This window comes from Qipengyuania sp. Mu-71 (genome assembly GCF_036867055.1).
Lineage (GTDB): Bacteria > Pseudomonadota > Alphaproteobacteria > Sphingomonadales > Sphingomonadaceae > Qipengyuania > Qipengyuania profunda.
The window spans coordinates 15,801-36,463 of the sequence record NZ_JBAJHR010000003.1; the positions used below are offsets into that span (position 1 = coordinate 15,801).

At 61.1% G+C, this 20,663-nt stretch carries 16 protein-coding genes and 1 pseudogene; 4 read left to right on the forward strand and 13 right to left on the reverse strand.

Going from position 1 to position 20,663, the window contains the following annotated elements:
• Positions 1–75: 75 nt before the first annotated feature.
• The 5 genes and pseudogenes from V6B15_RS14845 to V6B15_RS14865 all read right to left on the reverse strand — a co-directional run.
• A complete protein-coding gene (locus V6B15_RS14845; protein ID WP_054528975.1) occupies positions 76–633 on the reverse strand; it encodes a cytochrome b in 558 nt (185 codons plus the stop codon).
• 14 nt (positions 634–647) lie between these two features.
• On the reverse strand, positions 648–1,586 hold the full coding sequence (gene dmeF / locus V6B15_RS14850) for a CDF family Co(II)/Ni(II) efflux transporter DmeF (RefSeq protein ID WP_054528974.1): 939 nt from the start codon (positions 1,584–1,586) through the stop codon (positions 648–650).
• A complete protein-coding gene (locus tag V6B15_RS14855; protein WP_054528973.1) occupies positions 1,583–1,858 on the reverse strand; it encodes a metal/formaldehyde-sensitive transcriptional repressor in 276 nt (91 codons plus the stop codon). The genes dmeF and V6B15_RS14855 overlap by 4 nt, the downstream gene beginning before the upstream one ends.
• A 98-nt stretch (positions 1,859–1,956) precedes the next feature.
• Entirely contained in the window at positions 1,957–2,721 is a 765-nt protein-coding gene (locus V6B15_RS14860; RefSeq protein WP_082384351.1) for a transglutaminase-like domain-containing protein, read from the reverse strand.
• Between the two features lie 190 nt (positions 2,722–2,911).
• Positions 2,912–4,357: pseudogene (locus V6B15_RS14865) on the reverse strand (Tn3 family transposase); the annotation flags it as partial.
• Positions 4,358–4,388: 31 nt separating this feature from the next.
• On the opposite strand from V6B15_RS14865, the gene V6B15_RS14870 reads away from it, so the two are divergent.
• The 3 genes from V6B15_RS14870 to V6B15_RS14880 all read left to right on the forward strand — a co-directional run bounded on the left by V6B15_RS14870 (position 4,389) and on the right by V6B15_RS14880 (position 9,264).
• Positions 4,389–4,853, forward strand: a complete 465-nt coding sequence (locus V6B15_RS14870; protein WP_334201724.1) for a conjugal transfer protein TraH — start codon at positions 4,389–4,391, stop codon at positions 4,851–4,853.
• Positions 4,854–4,865: 12 nt separating this feature from the next.
• Positions 4,866–8,117: a conjugal transfer protein TraG N-terminal domain-containing protein gene (locus tag V6B15_RS14875; RefSeq protein ID WP_163887028.1), complete on the forward strand. Its 3,252-nt coding sequence runs from the start codon at positions 4,866–4,868 to the stop codon at positions 8,115–8,117.
• 364 nt (positions 8,118–8,481) lie between these two features.
• Positions 8,482–9,264, forward strand: a complete 783-nt coding sequence (locus V6B15_RS14880) for a GntR family transcriptional regulator (RefSeq protein ID WP_163887026.1) — start codon at positions 8,482–8,484, stop codon at positions 9,262–9,264.
• Between the two features lie 10 nt (positions 9,265–9,274).
• Here the strand turns inward: V6B15_RS14880 and V6B15_RS14885 are convergent, their stop codons facing one another.
• From V6B15_RS14885 to V6B15_RS14915, 7 genes are all read right to left on the reverse strand, one after another.
• Positions 9,275–9,892, reverse strand: coding sequence for a hypothetical protein (locus V6B15_RS14885; protein WP_163887024.1), 618 nt, complete (start codon positions 9,890–9,892; stop codon positions 9,275–9,277).
• 75 nt (positions 9,893–9,967) lie between these two features.
• The gene (locus V6B15_RS14890) at positions 9,968–10,177 is read right to left on the reverse strand and encodes a hypothetical protein (RefSeq protein WP_141462146.1); all 210 of its coding nucleotides are present in this window, start codon (positions 10,175–10,177) and stop codon (positions 9,968–9,970) included.
• Positions 10,178–10,267: 90 nt separating this feature from the next.
• A complete protein-coding gene (locus V6B15_RS14895) occupies positions 10,268–11,512 on the reverse strand; it encodes a tyrosine-type recombinase/integrase (RefSeq protein WP_163887022.1) in 1,245 nt (414 codons plus the stop codon).
• A gap of 245 nt (positions 11,513–11,757) precedes the next feature.
• Positions 11,758–15,630, reverse strand: a complete 3,873-nt coding sequence (locus V6B15_RS14900; protein WP_163887020.1) for a PIN domain-containing protein — start codon at positions 15,628–15,630, stop codon at positions 11,758–11,760.
• On the reverse strand, positions 15,630–16,493 hold the full coding sequence (locus V6B15_RS14905) for a hypothetical protein (protein WP_163887018.1): 864 nt from the start codon (positions 16,491–16,493) through the stop codon (positions 15,630–15,632). The genes V6B15_RS14900 and V6B15_RS14905 overlap by 1 nt, the downstream gene beginning before the upstream one ends.
• The gene (locus V6B15_RS14910) at positions 16,487–17,551 is read right to left on the reverse strand and encodes a restriction endonuclease (RefSeq protein WP_163887016.1); all 1,065 of its coding nucleotides are present in this window, start codon (positions 17,549–17,551) and stop codon (positions 16,487–16,489) included. The genes V6B15_RS14905 and V6B15_RS14910 overlap by 7 nt, the downstream gene beginning before the upstream one ends.
• A gap of 66 nt (positions 17,552–17,617) precedes the next feature.
• A complete protein-coding gene (locus tag V6B15_RS14915; protein ID WP_334201721.1) occupies positions 17,618–18,559 on the reverse strand; it encodes a hypothetical protein in 942 nt (313 codons plus the stop codon).
• A 151-nt stretch (positions 18,560–18,710) separates the two neighbouring features.
• On the opposite strand from V6B15_RS14915, the gene V6B15_RS14920 reads away from it, so the two are divergent.
• Positions 18,711–18,974, forward strand: a complete 264-nt coding sequence (locus tag V6B15_RS14920; protein ID WP_334201722.1) for a hypothetical protein — start codon at positions 18,711–18,713, stop codon at positions 18,972–18,974.
• Here V6B15_RS14920 and V6B15_RS14925 read toward each other — a convergent pair.
• Positions 18,940–20,663: strawberry notch family protein (locus tag V6B15_RS14925; RefSeq protein WP_334201723.1), on the reverse strand; the 1,724-nt coding region annotated here is incomplete at its 5' end. The genes V6B15_RS14920 and V6B15_RS14925 overlap by 35 nt on opposite strands.

Here is a 20,663-nt window from a genome sequence, read left to right on the forward strand (position 1 = left end):
ACCTCTCCTGGGCATCGAAAAGCCCAACGGAGCCAATTTGAAGAACGGCAATTGAACTCGCGGTGAATAGACGATTCATCGCTGCGGATCGCGCAGCAACGGCAGCATACGGTGAAGAACCTCGTCCTTGTCGAGGTAATGGTGTTTAAGCGCCCCAAGGACATGCAACCCTAGAACGACATAGATCGCCTTCACCATTGCCTTGTGAAGGCCACCCAGCGTCTCGGACAGTTCTTCCCCTTGCGGCACTGGTAAATTGGGGCCGGGGAGCGCACCGAAAAGTGGTGTTTCAGGGGAGCCGCCTGCCGAAGCTGCCGCCCACCCAAGGAGAGGTGCACCCATCATCAAAACATAGAACAGGATATGCGTGCCGCGCGCAATGATGCGTTCCCATGTCGTCATATTATCTGGAAAGGGGGGCCAGGGATGGGCGATGCGCCAGCCAAGCCGGACAAGGCTCAGCAACAGGACGGTGATTCCAACCGATTTGTGAAGCTGGTAATAGTCCAGCTTTTCGTTCGGGGCGGCTTCCTCCATCCAGCCACCGAAGGTCGCGTTGGCGAAGATCAGCACGAAGATGGTCCAGTGCAGCAGGATCGAAACCGTCGAATAGCGACTGCGTTGCTCGCGCATGGGCCTATCTCCTCTCAGGCCGGGTGCGGCTCTATAGTGACATGAACCAGCTCATCATGCACGCGCACACGTCTGGCGTAATCGTCGGGTGGCAAGGGGCGTTCCGCGACGAGCGCGACGATGGCGGCGAACTTGCCTGGCCCGACCCGCCAGATATGAAGATCCGTAATCCTGGCATCGCCGTCCTCGACCGCCTTCCGGATTTCTTCTTCAAGACTGGGATCGGCGGCGGCGTCGACGAGCACGGCCGAACTGTCGCGCAGCAGGCCCCATGACCAGCGGGCAATGACGGCCGCGCCGACGATGCCCATCGCCGCGTCCATCCAGCGCCAACCCAAATAAAGGCCGGCGAGGAGCGCGACGATGGCGAGCATGGAGGTGAGCGCGTCGGCCAGCACATGGAAATAGGCCGAGCGCAGATTGTTGTCATGCTCATGATGGGCATGACCGTGGCCGTGATGGTCATGGTGATCGAGATGATGGTCGCCGCCGAGCAGCCAGGCGCTGATGAGATTGACGATCAGGCCAAGGACCGCGATCCATATTGCTTCGGCATACGCGATGTCAGTCGGGGCAAGGAGCCGCCTCACGGATTCGACGCCGATGCCAAGCGCGATGATGGCAAGAACAAAGGCGCTGGCGAAACCGGCCAGCTCACCAACCTTGCCGGTTCCGAAGGTGAAACGTCGATCGCCCGCATGGCGCCGGGCATAGCTGTAGGCGAAGGCGGCGACACCGAGCGCACCGGCATGGGTCGCCATGTGGAAGCCGTCGGCAAGCAGCGCCATCGAGCCTGTGAGATAGCCGGCGGCGATTTCGCCAATCATCATGGCGAAAGTCAGGACGACGACGATGCGCGTGCGCCGGGCATTGTCGTCATGTGCCGCGCCAAGGAAATTGTGATCGTGCGCGAGAGCTTCGACCGATCGCGCAAGGTCCGGGCCGCGTGTCATTTGGAATAGCGCCGGATCACGGTCGCCAGTTCTGCCGCCCCCGTCGCCCGTTCGGCGTCGCCGAGACCAGGCTTTGCGACATGCTGGTCGAGATGATCAACGATGATTTCGTCCATCAGCCCGTTCACCGCGCCGCGCACTGCTGCGACGAGGTGAAGAATATCGGCGCAGGGCGCTTTCTCAGTCAGGCCGCGTTCCACGGCCGCGACTTGCCCAGCGATGCGCTTTACGCGGGCGAGGAGGTCGGAGTCGTTTCTGGAGAGGTGAGGCATAAGATACCCCCCTAGCCTATATTCAGGTATTCAACAAGGATCGGAGCGGTCTATGGTTTCACCGCAAAGCGCCATATGGGCGGCGTGCGCTGCATACCCTAAACGGTTTCTGCATCATTCCGGATGATCGTGCGTTGCTGGACCGCGAGGGATTTTCGGAATCTTGCCTGCCGAACCTTTTCAACACGCCGGTTCATCCAGTGCCGCACGAAGTTTTGATACATCCATTCGCGAGCCGTCCCCAAACGCTGCCTGTGGCGCGCGTAGAAGTCATCGGGACTGTCGAACAGCCCCAAGTCGGCGTTGATCCCCGTGCGCTGGATATAGGTGTCCTGCCCAAGCCAGTCGATCGGCGGCGACGACAGGCAATCGGTTCCGGCTCCGTAGCCGCACAGGCTGTTCGTCTCACCGGCAAATTTCGCCTGTAGCGCCTGAAGAAAGGGCCGATCCAGAATGAAGCCTTCGAGATTGATCCAGCGGCCATCATGCGCGATTTCGACCCAGCTATGAAGGATGCTGTTCGGGGCAAGGGGATAGACCAGCTCAGGGACAACGCCGCGCTGCAATCCCTTGTGGATGGTAAATCCGTGCAGGCGACACGGAATCTTCAGCGCCCGCAAAAGCGCCATCAACAAGGTTCCCTTGGTGTTGCACTGACCATAACCGTCCTTGAGAACCTTCGATGCGGGAATGTCATCGGACCTGTTGTAGCCGAAGGCGGTTTCGTCACGGACAAAAGCGTAAGCCTGTCCGATTCTTTCGAACGGGGTCAATGCACACCAACCCCGCGCCGCCAGGAGATCGCGGATGATTGGCGAGGCAAAGTCCAGCAAAGGCGTTTGTCGCAAGTATCGTTTGTCCATATCGCTCGCCTTCCTTCGGCGAGGGTTGCTGGAACGATTACGGCCTGTAGTAGCTATAGGGTCAAGGGCTTATTTGATTTTCCATCAGGGGGCAGGAAAGCGGGACGGTTTGTGCGCCTGATAGGGGCTATGACACGAAAGTACGCTGCGCGTACGCCAGACGTGAACGATAGGCGAACACGTGGCCGCGTCATGCAGCGAGCAACGATGCGGGTGTGCGTAGCGGCCTAAGCCGGCCGGCGGGAGGGCGCTCGTCGGTGTTCCATCGATAGTCGCCGGTGAGTGAGATATGCTCCCACCCGAGCGGTGCGATGTGGCGGGCGGCTTCAGGCGGCACCGCCATGCCGGCGATAGCTTGTTCGAGATAGCGGGTGTTCCACAGAATGATGGCGGCGACGAGCAGGTTGAGCCCGGAGGCGCGGTAGGTCTGATTTTCGAACCGGCGGTCGCGCAGTTCGCCGAGCTGGTTGAAGAACAGGGCTCGCGCGAGAGCGTTGCGCGCCTCTCCCTTGTTGAGCCCGGCCTGGGCACGCCGGCGCAGGTCGATGTCGCGCAACCAGTCGAGCATGAAGATCGAGCGTTCGATCCGACCGACATCGCGCAACGCGAGGGCAAGGCCGTTCTGGCGTGGATAGGCGGACAACCGGCGCAGCATCGCGGAGGCGGTGACGGTGCCGCTGCGGATCGAGGTGACGAGCCGGAGCAGTTCGTCCCAATGGTCAGCGACGTGGCCGACCGCGACCGGATCGCCGGTCAGTCCGGCGAGCAGCGCCCCGGCATCCTGCTGCGGCAGCAGATGCAGGCGCCGTTCCTTCAGATCCCGCAAACGCGGCGCGAAGCGGTAGCCGAAGAACGGCATGAGGCCAAATACATGGTCGGAGGCCCCGCCGGTATCGGTGTAATGTTCTTCGATCGACAGACCGGTGGCATGGTAGAGCAGCCCGTCAAGGACATAGGGCGCCTCGCCTGCTGTCGCCGCGATCACCCTGCTCGCGAACGGGTCATATTGATCCGAAATGTGGGTGTAGAAGCTGACGCCGGGTTCGTTGCCGTTACGCGCGTTGATGACACCGATCGCAGCCCCGCGCCCGCCGGCGTGAAAGAGCTGGCCATCGCTCGACGACGTGGTGCCGTCGCCCCACAGGCTGCTTAGCGGCAGGGCGCGATGCGCGTCGATCAGTCGCGCCAGCGCTGCGCCATAGGCGCTCTCGCTGACGTGCCAGTCATGCAGATGTGCGAGCTGGCGCAGGGTGGCCGCCTGGCAGGTATCCGCCATGCGCGTCAGGCCGAGATTGATGCCGTCCGCCAGGATCACGGTGAGAAGCGCGTTACGATCATCGGCCGGTCGACCGGAGCGTCGATGAGTGAAGCATTCGGAAAAGCCGGTCCAGCCATCGACCTCCAGCAACAGATCGGTGATCTTCACACGCGGCAGGCGGTCGTAGACCATGCGCCGCACGTCCTCCGCATCGGGCAGGGTCATGGCCTTGAGCGGCGAGATGACGAGCCCGCCGGCGTCGAGCCGTACCTGAGGCAGTTCCCCCTGCCGGGCAAGCGCCGTGACTTGTTCGATCGCGGTATCGAGGCGGGCGCGGCGACCGGCAATGAAGGTATCGAAGACCATGTCGATCTCGAGCGCACAGGCGCTGAAGCCTCGCGTGCGCGCGATGATCGAGAGCATGAACGGCAAGGTCCGCACCAACGCGGCGCTCTCGACCGATGAGATCGGTCTGCTCGGCGCGACCACGATTCCGCTCTACAAGATCATCTCGGTCAATGCGGCCGCGACGCTGGGCGGCATGACGTCGAACGACATGAACGACCTTGCCGAAGTTGTGGCGATGGATCTCCTCGATGCGATCGCACAGCAATACTACGGCTACGCCTCGCGCGGGGTGGGGACCTTTCAGAACGCCAACGAGGCGGCCCTGTCGCAGTGGCGCGAGCAAATCGCCTCGGTGCGGCAGGTCCTCGACACCTATTCGCAGGGCATGAACCTGCGCCTGCAGCGCACCCAGCATGTCGTCGAGCGCGCCGTCTTCCTCGAAGGGACGCTGCGCAACAATCTCTCCCCGCAAATGTCGGCGGCGCTGTCCTTCAGCACGTCGCTCTCGAACCAGGGCATTCAGTAAGGACCCAAGGCCATGATGGAGATCTGGACGATCGGCGGCGGCGAATACATCGTCAACGTGTTCAACGCCGTCAGTGCGTGGACCGGGGGAGGGGGCTTCCGCTCCCTTATCCGCGTCGTCATGGTGATGGGCCTGATCTACAGCCTTCTCGTCGTGGCCTTCAGTCTCAACTGGCGCGCCTGGCTCAACTGGTTCCTCGGCGCGACGCTTATGTACGGCGCGCTTATCGTGCCGACCACGACGGTCAAGGTGACCGACCGCCTAAATCCGGGCCTTGCCCCCGCGACGGTGGCCAACGTGCCTGTAGGGCTGGCGCTCATCGCCTCGGTCAGCTCGCGGACGGGTGACTGGCTGACCGAGACGGCCGAAACCGTCTTCGTGATGCCCGGCTCCCTTCAGATGTCCAACAACGGTATGATCTACGGCGCGCGCCTGTGGGACCGGACACGCGAGTTCAAGATCCGGGATCCCCGCATCAGCGCCAATCTCGAGGAATACTACAAGCAGTGTCTGTTCTATGACATCCTGCTCGGGTTCGAATCGTTCGACGCGATCGCGACCTCCAACGACATCCTGACCGACATGGGTCCTGGCTCGCTCGCGCGAGGGATGAAATGGATCCCCGATGCCGGTGCTCCGACCATCGTGACCTGCCGGGCTGGCTATACCAACCTGCAGACGGGCCTCGTCACTTACGCCGACACCCAGCTCGAGGAAGAGGGCCGCAAGATGTTCCCGGGACTGACCCCGGCCGCGGCACGAGCCAAGCTCGTCGCGGACCTGCCGGTCATCGCCAACCAGTTCCACGGCAGCTCGCAGACGGCCCAACAGATCTTCCACCAGCGCTCGCTCGTAAGCGCGTTCCTTGAAGCGCGCGCCAATCTCGGGGCGGCCGATGGCGACACCTTCGCCATGCTCCGCGCGCAGGAACAGGCGCGCAACACCTACACCTCGATCGCCCAACAGGCGATGACTTGGGTGCCGCTCCTCAACATCGTGCTGACCGTTGTGTTCTACGCGATGTTTCCGGTCATCTTCCCGCTCTTCCTCATTCCGCGAACCGGTGTGTCCGCGCTGAAGGGCTATTTCACCGGCTTCTTCTATCTCGCCGCATGGGGACCGCTCTACGTCGTCCTCCATATGTTCATCATGGACCGGGCGTCGGATGCGCTGAATGCGACCTCGCCGGGTGGAATCACGATGGCAGGTATGGCCGGCATCGATGCGGTCAATGCCGATACGGCGACGATCGCCGGTTTCCTGATGATGTCGATCCCGTTCCTTGCCGCCGGCATGGCGCGCGGTGCGATGGCTGTGTCCTCTCAGGCGACCTCGATGCTGGCACCGGCGCAATCGGCAGCAGAAGCGGCGGCGGTCGAGCGGACCACCGGAAACTATTCCTACGGCAACGAGAACTTCATGAACCTGAGCGGGTTCAATCGCCAGTCGGACCAGTGGAACACCGCACCGAACTACCAGGGCGGGATGGCGCGTACGTCGTATCGAGAGGCCGATGGCGCCGTCACCAAGGGCTTTGCCGACGGTAGCAGCGCCTTCGATACGAGCGATGCAATCTCAAATCTCGCGTTCCGGCCCACGCGGACCGCAGGATTCGCCGCCGAAGCGCGGGGCGTGCTCTCGGAAGGTTGGGGCAGGGTGGAGCAGGCCCGCCAAAGCGCGTCCGAGTCATGGAGCGCGACAGCCAGCACCGCGACCGAGCTTTTTAACTCGGCCGAGCGATATGCGTCGTCTTCGACTCAGACCGGCTCCGGTTTCAACAACAGCCTCACCAATATGTATGAAGCCAGCAACGCGATGTCTAACGACCTCCAGTCGCGGTTCGGAATGAGCCAGAGCGATGCCGATCGCATCGCGCGTTCTTCCACAATGACAGGTTCGGCAGATGCCTCCCTTGGGGTTCCTGGGGGTGCGCTTACTGGTGTAAATGCAAAGCTCGCCGCCCAGATCGCGGCGTCTGCCTCGAGGGAAACTGGTCGGACAGTCACTGCCGACGAAGCATGGAGTGAATTGCGCGGCTACGTCGAACGGCAGTCAAGTTCGGTACAAGCTCGGCAGGCTCGAGAAGATTTCATGCGCGAGACCAGCACGGCTCAGGATTCGGAAACCCGTGGCCTCTCGCAGCGTCTCGGCGCTTCGATCACCGATTCCCGATCCGCATCGCTCGAAGCTTCCCAGACCGAGGATACTTGGCAACGGATATCCCGCGATGTCAGCAACGCGGAAAGTCGCGGTTTCAATCTCAATTACAACGAGACACAGGAGTTCGTCCGCTACGCGGAAGACGAGCTCCAGAAGCCAGAGAATGCCGTTCTGCGCGATATCGGTTGGAGACCCAATATGGTTGCACCCACCGCCCAACAGGAAGGCGTGCGAGACATCATGCTTGGCCGTTACATGGATTCCCGGATCGACCGGATGCGCGATGAGCTGGGCCTCGTTCCCGACGCTCCCCGTAGTCTCGGTATCGAAGCTCCCGCGATCACCACCGGTGATAGTGTGCGCGCATGGGGCGATGCGAACCAGGCACGGCTCGAGGGTCGTGCGCCCGATGTAAATGTCCGCGCAAGCTCGCGAGACTCTGCTCTTGCAGACGATGTTGCCGGTCGGGTCGAGTACGGCGAAGAACGCATTCTTGATGGAGGACGCGATCTCAGGCAAGAAGGTGTAGGGTCATATCGAGGCGCTGCAGGGCTGCGCGAGACGGTCGATGAGCGCAATCACGCAAGCCTTGGGCGGACCATGCCCATCGTCTCGCCCTTGATGGACAAGATTGATGAGTTCACCGGCAGCTTTGGTTCTGGAGGTCAGCCCGGGTCGGGCGCGTCATCGCTGGTGGAATTGCCGAGAGGTCAGCAACCTCTGCTTCCCGTCGCCGGCGCAGCAGGCTCAGGGTTGGGAACGCGGGTCGATCCAATCTCCGGTGGGCGCCGCCAGCACAACGGCCTCGACATCCCGGCCGCCGCTGGCACCCCGATCATAGCAAGGGGCGCCGGGGTGGTTTCCAAGGTTGAATTCCAGGCGGGAGGCGCTGGCAACTACGTCGTCATCGATCATCCGGACGGCACGCAAAGCAAGTACTTCCATATGCAGTCACGCTCGCCTCTTGAGGAAGGCCAAAGCGTCTCTGCGGGGCAGCAGATCGGCCAGGTGGGAAGCACCGGGCGATCGACCGGGCCGCACCTGCATTATGAGTTGTGGAGAGACGGGCAGCCTGTAGATCCCCGACGGTTTGGGTTCAGATAAGTCCGAGCCTGTTCCCGAGGTAGAAAATTGCTGAGAAAAGCACGAACAGAGCGATCCTCTTTAGGAAGAGGCCGTAATTGGGGTGGACAGAAATGAGCGTCACGCGTCCGTCGGTGCTTGTTTCAGCGACGAAGTGAATTTCAGGCGCGGACACTCCTAGCTGCGACCTGACGTTGGGAAGATCATCTTGCACTGGCTTTCTCCTAATTTGACCATAGCATTTGAGGATGCCCAACACAATTGCTGGCGGAATGCTGTGGTCAAATTAGGAAAGCGCCGCGGTTGATCCCCATAGCGGTTAAGCAGTAGGGATCACGCGAGAATTACGAGGGAGCGGTGCGAGTCCAACTGCGCATCGAGAGGGATGAATTCTAAAGTCGAACAGGGTTTCGTCGACCTGCGGGAGCGCATTCTTTTTGGCGAGATCCCGGGCGGCTCGTCGCTGACCGCGGAAGATGTCGTCGCCGACCTGGGGGTGACCGTCGGCATGGCGCGGCAGCTTCTTCTCGCGCTTGGGTCGACCGGCTATCTGACCAGGCGCGGACGGTCCTATGTCGTATCGACGTTCACCAAAGAACAGGTCGATGAGTGGCGGCTTGCCTTGTGTGCGATCGTGGAGATCGGAGCCTTGCGCCTCGCGCTCGGTGGCGAAGAGAAGCTGCGCCCGGCCGAGCAGTTCCTCGATTCCAGAGTAAGGGACGTGGAGGTCCACAACGAGGCTTTTTTCATCGGCGCAATGGCTCTCACCACCGTCGTTCTGGGAGGGCCGAGAAGCACGCTTGCCCAGCTCGTCGAGCAGTTCATACCGCAGGCGTTCTTTCGGCTTCTGTGGCTCTCCGATGCCTATGCCGATCGTACCGGATTCTTCGTCGAGGCTGCCGATAAGTTTCTCACTGCGGCCCGGTCGGGTGATCTCGAAGGCGTCCGAAAGGCGTGTCGCTTCTTCTTCGATAGCACGGCTTCCTCGCTCTTCACCCTGATCGAAAAGATGGAGGCGAGGGCTTACCCGGAAAAGGTCAAGGTTGGTGGATTTCAGGCGATCGAGCCTCATATCAGCGGGATGCCGACCTATGCAGGCAGTGCCCGTGCCACAATCCCGATGCTGCGACCGGTAACGGAGATCGATCGGATGACTTACGCGCTGTAACGCCGCAAAATCAGACAAGGGCCGGCCGACGCGGGTGCAGTCGCATCGATGTGGCATCCGCCGCGCAATCTCTTGCATTTCCGTCGCAGAGCTTCGAGACCATGGCCTGTGCAGAGGCACTCATGCCTTCGAGATCCTTGCGCTCGAGTGAAAGCGAACGGATGTAGACCAGTGCCACGCGCGCCCGCTTAGCGTACTCCTCAAGCAGGTTCACTTCGCCAGTCGCGGCGACGACGGCGAACATCAGTTTCTGGTGAGCGAGCAGCGAAGCGAGCGGCTTTCCGCCAGCTGCTGCCTGGACAAACGACTGCAGCCGACGTTCGATCTCCGGCATCGCATTGGCGCAGTTCATGAGACTCAGGCGAATGATGCTCCGAGCTTCAATGCCGGCAACGGCGGCGAGCTCATCGCCGACACGGCTTGGGTCGATCTGGACCCAGTCGAATTGCAGCAGTTCATTCCGGACGAAACCCGCGCCGCGCAGGTCCGCGAAAGCATACTCGCCCCAGTCCTTGGAGTTGTTCGTGATGCGGGCTAGAGCTTCTGGATCCGGCAACGGCGAAGGTCGTTCCCCACGCGCGATCGCCCTGCGAAGCTTTTCAACTTCGTGATCTGCGCTTTTTGCCATCTTCTCGATGGCTGCGCGATATAGGTGGCTTACTCGTCGCTCCATCGCGGGACTATATCAATTTGTGCCTGCGCTTCAATCGTCCCGTGGCCACGTGCCGCCGTTAAGTTCCTTCTCGTATTCGGCTATGCGCTTCCAGTCGATTGCCGTCTCATCGAAACGATCGTAGTCGAGAACACGGGCGCAGACCTTGTCCAGCTCTGCAGGATCGTCCGGAAGTTTGCCTTCCTGACGATACTTGTGGACCGCATGGAGCAGCCTCTGCAGATCGGCGTAATGCTCCACGGAATGCGCCCCCTTGGAACTTTCTCTCGAAGAACCTTGCTTAAAAAGATGTCAGTGTCGAGACTTCTTGTTCGATTTCAGACCCCTGTTCTATTCTGTCTCGCCGCCGAGAAAGCGGGCCGTCGCGCTCGATTTCGCGCGCAGCTTCTTTCCGTAGCGTAAAATGGTTCCCGGGGACGTCCAGCGCATCGCATTCGTGATCGCGACCCCGTCGGCGCCCAGAGCGATCAGATCGTGTGTCAGGCCGACCCTGAGCGAATGCGAGGATATTGCCTTCAGCGTCTTGTCGATGCTGTCCTTTCCGACCTCGATCAACCCATCGAGCCACGCGCGCTCGACCAGGCGCTTGTAGATTGCGTTGACCCCTTGCGTCGTCAGCGGATTGGGGCCGACCGTGTAGACGGTGATCGCCTGCGTCGCGGCCTGGCCTTCAAGCCGTTCCTGATAGTGCCGCGTGTGCCCAGGAATGCTGTCCCACGCCTGAGGGGCGATCGCGTCCTTGGCCTTCTTCCGCGTGACATGGATTCGCCTGAACATCACCCCTTCCTCGATCTTTGCCGCCTCCAACCACGCCCGCAGACGCCGGACCGCATCGGCCGGCATCCACACTTCCGCACCTTCCCCTTCCTGATCGGTCTTGGAGAAGGGCACGGTCAGCGTGCCTGTGCCATCAACGTCCACCTCAAGGTCCTCGACGGTGGCCGCGGTCAGCTCGCTCACGCGCAGGCCGCCGTAGTAGCCGACTGAGAGAAGGGCTGCATCGCGAAGGCCCCGAAGCGTGCTGTCGCAGCACTCCAGTAATGCTTGGATGGTGATGGGCGAGCTGGTGCCGGTGCGGTTTTCTCCGACGCGGATCGCGGCCGCCTGGCGCTGGTTCTTCTTCTTGTTGATCGCGACTAGCGTCTGCCGGACCATGCGGTTGCGCGGACCCTCCGGCTCAAGCCCCAGCATATGATGCGCCTTGGCGATGCTGGATATCCGCCTCACGATCGTTGCGGGCTTCGCCTTGGCCTTCACCTTCGCCTCGATGTAGCGCACCAGCGTCACCGGGTCGGCAGGGAACGCCGCGCGTTGTTCGGCGAGGCACCAGTCGACGTAGCAGTCGAGGTCGGCCGCGGCCGCGATCTTGCTATTTAGCGCCATTGCCTTGAACTCGGCTTCGAAGTGATCCTGGCTGATATTCTCGAGGGTGCCGTCGGCGCCGGCCGCCAGCGCCTGCGCGATCCGCAGCTCTGCCTGCAGCTCGCGGTCGATCTTCTGGTCCTTGCCGCGCGGTTGCGGCACCTTGCGCGACTGGTCGTGAACGATGATTTCGGAAGCGGGACGCTCGGGCATCGGTGCGGGTTTCTCGTGATTGCCGGACTGCTATCGCAAAAACGTGCCCCGCCCCGCAAGACCGTACTTGCTATAAACCGCAATTATAGAAAATTGCCGCGATTGCCCATTTTTCTATGCTAGTTGTCGCGTTCTTCTAATGGCCGGACTGGACCGGCTCCGCGTTTTCACCAGCCCGATTTTCCCTTAATGACCGGACCAAACACGTTCGATCCGGAGATTGAACCAACTTGCTCATGGTATAATTACGCTACCATATAAAAATGCCCGCGGCACCACGCCCTAAAGTAATCTATAGATCGCTGACTTGAGCCGCCCTGTCTTGCGTCGAAGATCAGCCGATGCTCGATCGCTGACAGGATTGCCTGCCAATCTTCCCGCCCAGAAATTAGACGTCCGAACATATGCCCTGCGCAGCGACCTTGCTCGTGACAAGGCAGGGACGAGTTCCACAGCAACTCCATGGCACTCAAAGCTGCGAGAATATGCGAATGCATATCCGCGTCCACTCCCCCGAGATAGGCGGTGGCAGCCTGGAAATAGCCGAACGCCGGCTCCGGGCCTTTCTCCGCGATCGCGGCCAGATTTTTGCCGCTTAAGGACACATGGCCGTGTCGCCAGACGGCCAGATTGGCAACGATCGAACACTCCTCGATATCGTCGAGCAGTTCGTTTTCGGCCAATACGGTGACCGTCGGCTGCAGCCAGGCACTGCGGGCCACTCCCATCTCTTGCGCCATCTGACGAAGGTTGAGTTCGTCAGACAACAGCGTGCAAACCTTGGCGCGGGCGAGCAGGATAGGGTCGATCATTAGGTCGGCGTCGCGCGCGATGACGCCAAGGCTCGCGCCGGAGAATTCGTCGTCATCGACGGGACAGATTTCGCAATGTTTCTGAATCAGTGAGATGCCCGCATCGATCTTGTCAGCAATTTTCTTGGCCTCTTCCGCGCTTTGCTCGGTTCGCACATACTGGCCGTCGATGTAACCAATGGTGCCATGATCGTGCTTTGAGGAAAGCTCGCTCTCACTACGCATCTGAAGGAACTCATCGAAGCTCGATTGCGCGAGATAGAGCGTGCCGAACCACTCCTTTAACGCTGGGAGCATGCCGAATTGCATCGCTCGCCATGCCGAGAGCGTATCGAGAACCGCGCCTTTTCCTTGACTTGTCCGAACGATCTTCTCGGCGTGAACGCGCTCGGCGCCAAGGCCATGGCAGGTTCTGATTTCCTTGCCGCTTCCGGCGATGTGTTCGGCCATTCCGACAACGCTGCGTCGGTACATTGGGGCAAGTACGCAAACCGGGATGGGATGTTGCTCGTAGATGTCGAGCATGCCTTGTGCATGATCCGAAGAGCTTTTCGCGATGTCCAGGACAGGCGAAACGTCGTCGCCCTTCATCTTGATCGTGAACATCGAGGTTTCTTCAGGAAAGCGATCGGCGTGGGTCGCCATGATGTCGTGCAAAAGCCAGATGGCCTGATGCTTGAGTTCGACCAGCTCATATTCCCGATCCGGTCCGACCGCCTGCGGATAGCTGAACCGTTCACCGACCTTCTTGCCGACGACCAGCTTGGCCAGCGGATGATCTAGGGAGAAGCAGCGGACCTCAGGTATGTCCTTGTCAGTCAGGATGCCCTCGACATCGTCGTCGCCATCGATGCCGCGCAAATGGAACCAGAGATTTTCCCGGGCGACCGGAATCTTCGCGATAGTGTCCGGCAGGTTCCGATCGAAGAAGATGAACCCGGGCCAGCTGACCGCGACTTCGCGCACATCGCGATTGTGAGCAGCCATTTGAAAGCCGAATTCGAGGCCCTGTTCTGCGTCGATATCCTGACGCAAAATTTGAGCGAGGCGCAGCCGCTCAAGAACGTGACCTTCCAGCTGCGACGGATCGAGCTTCTTGATATGACCACGCGCCGCGCGCATGTCGTTTCGTCGATGCAGTGCTCCGTGAAGGAGAAGGTGCGCTCGCAAATCGGAAGGGCGCGCTGCTATTGCCTTGCGGGCATAACGCTCCGCTTCGCGAAGGTCTCCGCGATTATATTGAGCGGCGGCCGCGAGACGCGCATACCCGTTCTTCTCGATGATGCCATCGGGCAGCGAGCGGAAGAACGCGCCGGCACCCTGCGCGCGATCGGCGTTGGCGTATGCCATCGCCAACCATGTGAGAGCAGGTGTATCGACTTCGTTGGCCACATATCCCGCCAGTGTATCGATAAGCTCTGCCCACTTGTCGTTAAGAAGGCATAGATTGGCGAACATGAGACGGTGAGCGTAGAGAATATCTTTCTGCGCGAGCGAATGAGCGGTTTCGAAAACCTCTTCGAAACGCTCCGGTGCATTCACGCTCAGGAAGTCTGCCACCATGATATGTACGGGAAGCGATCCCGGCCAAGCGGCTAGGAGTTCCTCGGCGTCTTCACGTGTCGCCACCGGATGTTCTGACAAGAACTTCGCCCGAAATACCATCGTGTCGAACTGCTCGAGCAATTCACCTTCGAGATCTTCGCGACGGCGGCCGGTTCCATAATCCAAGATCTTTTGCCACTCGCTTTCGGCCGACCAGATGTGGAGCAAAAGAGAGGTCTTTTCCGCACTGTCCTGTAGACCCAGCGCGTGAGCCTCGGCCTCCTGCATGTTCTCCTCGTCGAGCGCGGCATGGGCCGCCACGGTCAGGACGCGGCGGTCGCTCGGAGCGATCTGCAAAAGCTGGATCGCGATCTTCCGAGCGTCATCGGGACGGTGCAGCGCCCGATGCAGCGTCACAAGATTGCATCCGCTCGTCAGATAGGGATCCTGCTGGGCGTTGTCGTACAGCCGGACTTTTTCCCAGTATTCGGCAAGCAGGCGCTCGGCTGTTTCCAGATCCTCTCGACTGTCGGGGTCGCGCAAGGGCGATTGGCGAAACTGTCCATTACCAATCCGCTTCTCAAGCAACGCGTCCGCAGCGAGACGTCGCGCGTCAGCGTCCTCCGGATCGTCCTGCCAGGTTTGCAGCGCGCGTTCGATGAATTCGTCCCGGCGGTCTCGATGCCGCAGGAAGTGACATTCATAAGTTCGCACAAGCGTACGCTTGAGCAAGGAAGCCGGTACGATCGCGTACGGATCGACTTGATCCCCGAGAAACATGGCAGCTTGGAAGACGAACCCTGCTGCATGCTCGTCTTCGAGATCCTTCTCGAGCCGCGTACTTGCAACCTCAAGCGATTCATCGAAACGTTCGAGCAGCTGCAATCCCAATATCCGGTTGGTCGCGATGCGATCGTCGTCAGGATAGATCGCATACGCTTCGAGAAGGCAGTCGCCAGCGCGCTTCTCATCGCCCAGTCTATGATGGGCCAGTCCGATGTTTGCTCGGATGCGCGCACGAACCCGCGGCTCATCGGCCGACGTCAGCGAGTTCTCCAATTTCGTCAGGAGTTCGAAGGCTATCTCGACCCGGCCCTCGTTCAGCATGTCGCGATAGGTGTCGATCTGTGCATCCCAATGCGTCAGCAGTTGCTGCCCCTTCGCTGCATCGGCAGCGATACCTTGCAGAAGGACGTGGCTCTGATGCTGGACAGACAGGCTTTGATCGAGCTTGGCATGGGTCCGCGCTGACCGTGCGAGTTGCTCCTCGCCAATATCGGCAAGTTTCTGTGCCATCGGACTATGGCCCGGATCGAACGCATCGAGTGCTTTCTGGTCTTCGGCAATGCGATCCTGAAGCGTGTTCCAGCCCCAGATCTGGATGTCGATGACGCGCCCGTTCGCCGCCTGCTCCTGCGACAGCTTTGCCGCGATCTCGTCATAGGTGACGTCGTCGTCCGCTGTCGTGACGATGAAGAATTCAGTCAGCGCAGGAGTGAAAGCGAAAGCCTTCGTAAGTTCTACTCGAGCTTCGGTCTCGGTCAGCTTACGATTGGTGGTGCGTAGCTTGCATTGAATACCGACAGGCTGCTTCGCATCGCGATCGCGTCTGCCGAAGACATCGATGCCCTTCTGGTTTTTGCCGCTCTTGGCGACCCTTTTCGTATTGGGATCGCCCAAGATACCGCGAAAGAGAATGGCAACATTCTGCTCGAACGTCGTATCATCCGCCGGTATCGAAATTACGCTCTGCGTCGTCATCAATCGCGCAATCCCAAGGCGCGCAACCAGGCATCGACCTGACCAAAGGCATCCTGTTGCCATTCATCCGCGCTGCGACCATCAAGCACGTCCGTTTCGGCAACGAAATTACGAACTGATGTCGGACCGTAGCTTTCCAGCGTGTCGAATTTCGCATCGATCAATTTGAAACCAGCGATGCCGCTCGCCTCGTCCAGCAGGGGCCGACAGGCCTCCGCGATGGCCATAGTGCCGCCAGGGTAGTTCCTGATCGCGTAATATACGTCGTAGGCGTCTTTTTCCTTTTTGCGACCATCGAGGGCATGGCCCTTCATCGCCAGGAAGGCAGGGATGGTGCAAACTGCGATCCGCACGCGGTTCGTCCCGCCGGTGGGCATGGGCCCGGCGACCTCGATGATTTCCTGGTAGGCCACTCCGAGGTCTGCACCATCGGCTTTCTGAACCGCAAATCCCTCGATGAGTCTCGGTCCCTTGTTTGAGACCATGGTATCACGAGGCATCAGGAAGTCGATGATTACCCTGACGGGTTTTTCGCCATCCTGGAGATCAATTTCCCGTTGCAACTGAAAGCGCGCCAACGCTTCCGATTGCTGGTAGCCGTTCTCGAGCAGGGCATCGACGAGCAGGCTGTATTCACCGTCGCTCAAGGCCTCGGGGTCGAGATCCAAATCGAGGTCCTGTGTGCCGACATGCGCCATTGCCTCTTGATCGAGCAGGAGCCAGGGCACCGAGCCTCCCACAATGGAATATTTGCCGCGATAGCTGCCGAGAACCTGACCAATCTCGACTATTACCGATCGCACCGCCGCGGTGGAGCGGCTGTCGTAGTCGGCAGCGGATTTGGGTTCGCGCGGCTTCACCATTGGAGCGCCTCGGCACGCAGATGCTCGGCCGCTTCCCTTCCTCGCTCGCCCGCTATCGAGAGATCGAGGTACGTCTGCACTGGACCTGTTACGACCAGTCCATTCTGAAGACGCAGTGCGGTGCGAAAGACATCTGGATCGTTCGGAACCAGAATGTCGATATTTGCCCCTTTCGCGGCGCTCTGAAGATTCAGTCCAGACTGCAAGCGGGCTAGCCCGCGCTCATCGGCGTAGAAATACGTGCGACCGGTTCGTGCGAATGGGGCTATCCAATCCGCTGCCGAAAAGGACGCGTACAGCAGCACCCCGCCGTCTCCGCCCGTCATGATGGCGCGAACGGCGTCCTGGAGCTCCGGCCCGTGGAGATGGGAGTAAAGTTGGACGCGTTTCCCCGTGGGGGGCTCGTATTCCTGGCTCCATACGTCGAGCAAACCGTTTGGGTCCGACACCCACATTCCTTCCTCGGATTGCTGGGCCAATTCGCGCTGACGAAGTTGCTTGCCGATCTGGCTGGCATGGCCGGCACTCACACCCGCCTGCTCCGCCAGATCGCCTATGCGCCATGAATGCTGGGGATCTTTCAGCAATGTATGTAGAACCGCCGCAGCCTTGGGCTTGAAAAGCGAGCGCAGGACGCGTTGCTCGGCTTTAGGCTTGGCATCGGTCCTGTGGTTGATTTCGAGCCCGCCGACCGACAGGTAGGCATTGCCGGAAAAATCGATGAACCCAACACCGTTTTCCTGGCAAATTTCCCGCGACGCCGGGGAGACATATGGCGCGGCTAGAACGGTATATGCATCGTTACCGTAAGCTTGGGCTGCCGACCGTAGCTGCCAGATCGCGGTTCGCACACGGGCAGGTTCAGCGTTGGCTTTTACTTCTACCAAAAGCGTGTGGGCGGCTTTACCCCGCCGAAACGACACGATGAGATCAATGGCAGTGTCGGAAGACATGACCTGACGTGCCACATCGATGTCGGACACGCTTTCCATGCGGCGGAGCAACGTTCGAAGCGTTTGCTCGGCTTGATCCTCATTCACTAAATCGGGCGCGTTCATCGCGCGGTGAATAGCATGTTTCCAGTGAATATCAATCCGTCGCCAAGCCGGTGTGCGCTACGCCAATCAGCTGCCGTCCTTTGGCATCAACTTCTCAAGCGCCAACATCGCATCGTCGAACTCATCCAGAGCGGCTTTCGACAAGCCCGCCCACGGCGTCGCTTGGGCTGATCGAACGTGTTCACCTGTTGTGTTCGTACGAAAGGAATGCAGCTTGATCCCGCTTACCGTTGTAGTGGCTAGCCGCCGGGCCGCGCGCTCGACCGCCTCGTAGTGCGCAAGATGTCGTTCGGCCTCATCGACATCGGGCCGAAGAGCGTGCGCGACGATCGTTCCGGGCAACGGGATCGCATGCCGCAGCAGGCCATCGGCTTTCAGGATTGCGCCGGCGTAAAGGCCTAGCGCCCAAGTCGGCGGCACCGACGGAGTGGGTTCGTAGGCTCGGCGGAACACCCCGTCGCCGAAGGTGCGCAGCTGGCTCTCGCGCGGTGCGAACACCGCATGCCTCCGTGCCAGATCGGCATAGCCCAGCGCGAGGTCCGACCTGCTTGCGGACGCTGTCGCCTCATTCGCGAGTTCGCATGCCTGCCACAGATCGTCGACCGGGTCAGGCTCGTCGTTGGACCCCGGCCCGCGGCGCAGCGGCCTCGCGATCGTTCTGAACGCTTCCGCGGCTTCCGCGAGAGGCTGCCATTCGTGCGCGACGAGTTCGCCGATGACGGCATTCGCGATCCGGACAGGAGAGCGCTGCCGGTTAGTCGCCTCGTCCGAGAGCGTGACAACTCCTGCGCGCCAGGCGGCGAACCTGTTGTCCGTGAACGCGTGCCGCTCGACCCGCAACGCGTCGACAACGCATTCGGTGACGAGCCGCGCGGCGAAGATGCCGCGCGCTTCGGGCGCGAGCCCGGCGATGGCGCCGTCGAGCCGGCCGAGCGCGGTGAAAGCGGCGTCGCGCGCACTTCGGAGTTCGGCGGTGGTCGCGGTGTCGGGGCGGTCGAGATCGATCATCGGGAGCCGGTAGAGGAGACGTTGCAAGGCCACGTTGTATAGCGAACTCGACTTCGCTTGACAGCCACTCGTATGGTCGATCTCCTACACTATCGATAATCGGACGTTATCGGTAGTGACATGTCGAGAACAGGGCAGTATTGGCCGACTCATGGCTGAAAATCCGTCCCGATCGGCGCGACTAGCGACCGACCCTTTCGCGGATACGATCATCACGATCGAGGCAGCGGGAACGGCATCGCTGCCGCGGCGGATAGGCGGGCGCGCAGTGGATCGCATCGTGCAGCTGACACAGCTGCTCGCCGACCTGGTCCATCCCGACCACGCGATCGACAAGCTCGCGTTCCGCAAGAGCCTCGAGCGCCGCGCGGCGAACTCGGTCAGCTGCGCCCTTCGAGATCGACGATCCGGTTGACCTCGAGATAGTCGCGCGGAAGGTTCGACCAGATCGGCAGCAGCAATCCGGTCGCGAGGTGGACCGTCTCGGTGTGTAGGCGCGACGCGCTGTCTTCGGCCTCGGCAGTCCACAGACGCGCGAAGTCGGCTTCGCTGCAGGGAGTCCATGCACTTTCCTCGAGATCGCGCAGCTGGTGGTACTCGCGGCGCAGCGGGCGGTGCAGGATCACCCGCTGGATGAGCTCGCCCTTCTCGGTCATGAAGTGCCTGGACGGTTCGGCAAGCAGTCCGAACCACGTCACGAGCGCTGCCTTGGCGTATTCGCTTTCGAGATTGTCTGCGGGATCGAACAGGTTCATCGAGAGCAGAACCTGGTTGAAGAACCGCTGCTTGGCGCCTTCGAATCTCGAACGCGCAGCTGCCTTGGCGCCGCTGTTGAGCGTGTCGCCCTCGAGCTCGTCGACCACGTTGGTTAGCGCGAGCGCCTCTTCCATGTTCTGGTGAATGATCGCCCACGCGTCGGCATAGGTGTCGTAGATACGAATCTGGTCGTCCGTCAGATCGTGCTTCAGCACCTCGTATTCGACACCCGCGAAGCTGAGCGCGCGGGCCTGGTAGAGTCCGAGTGCCTTCAGGTCGCGCGAGACCAGTTCCATCGCCGCGATGCCGCCCGAGCGGATCTGGCTGATGAAGTCCTCGCGGCTCGAGAAGGCGGTTCCCGGACCCCACAGGCCGAGCCGGACGGCATAGGCGAGGTTGTTGACGTCCGATGCACCGGTGGCGGAGGCGTAGAGTACGCGCGCATCGGGAAGATGGTTCTGCAGGAGCACTCCGGCGATGCCCTGCAGCGAGCCCGCCTTGGCGCCGCGGGCGCCTTCCCCGCCGGCCACGCCGCCCATCTCATGGCTCTCGTCGAAGGCGATCACGCCCTCGTAATCGGGCCCTGCCCAATCGAGCAGCTGCTTGAGCCGCGTTGCGTCCTGGCGCTGGCTACGCAGCGTCGGATAGGTGACGAACACGATGCCTTCGCGAAAAGGTAGGTCCTCGTCGATCTTCCAGCTCGACAGCGGTTGGATGTCGGCGGGCAATCCGCCGATCGCCGACCAGTCGCGGCGCGCGTCCTCGAGCAGGCTTTCGTTCTTTGACACCCAGATTGCCTGCCGGCGTCCGGCAAGCCAGTTGTCGAGGATGCAGGCGGCGATCTGCCTGCCCTTCCCCGCACCCGTGCCGTCGCCAAGAAAATAGCCCTTGCGGTAAGCGCGGCCATCCTCTGCGAGCGACAGACCCACCCCTTCCTCGTTGGGCTTGAACTTGCCTGGGAGGTATTGGCCCCAGGCGGCTCCCGCGTAGATGACGGTCTCGAGCTGGGCTTCGGAAAGCTGGGACTCGCTGACGATCCGCTCGTGAAGCCGCGGCGTATAGTCGGGCACCGGCGCCGGAATCGATCCCATCGCGACGCTTTCGACGAGCGGTGTGGGATGCTCGCGCGAGCCGGCGATGTCGATGCGGCTCGGGCGGTAGGGCACGTAGACGCCGGCCTGCGTTCCGAGTGCGCGCGGCGTGGCGAGGGTCGTGTAAACGACCGGAGCGATCTCGCGTGAGACCACCTTGCGCTCGAACTGCGGCGCAGTTCGAGGCGTTTTGCGCATGGCGCGGAAGAGGCTGGTCGCCTTGGGCCGCTGCGCGATGGGACCGGCCTTCGACGGCG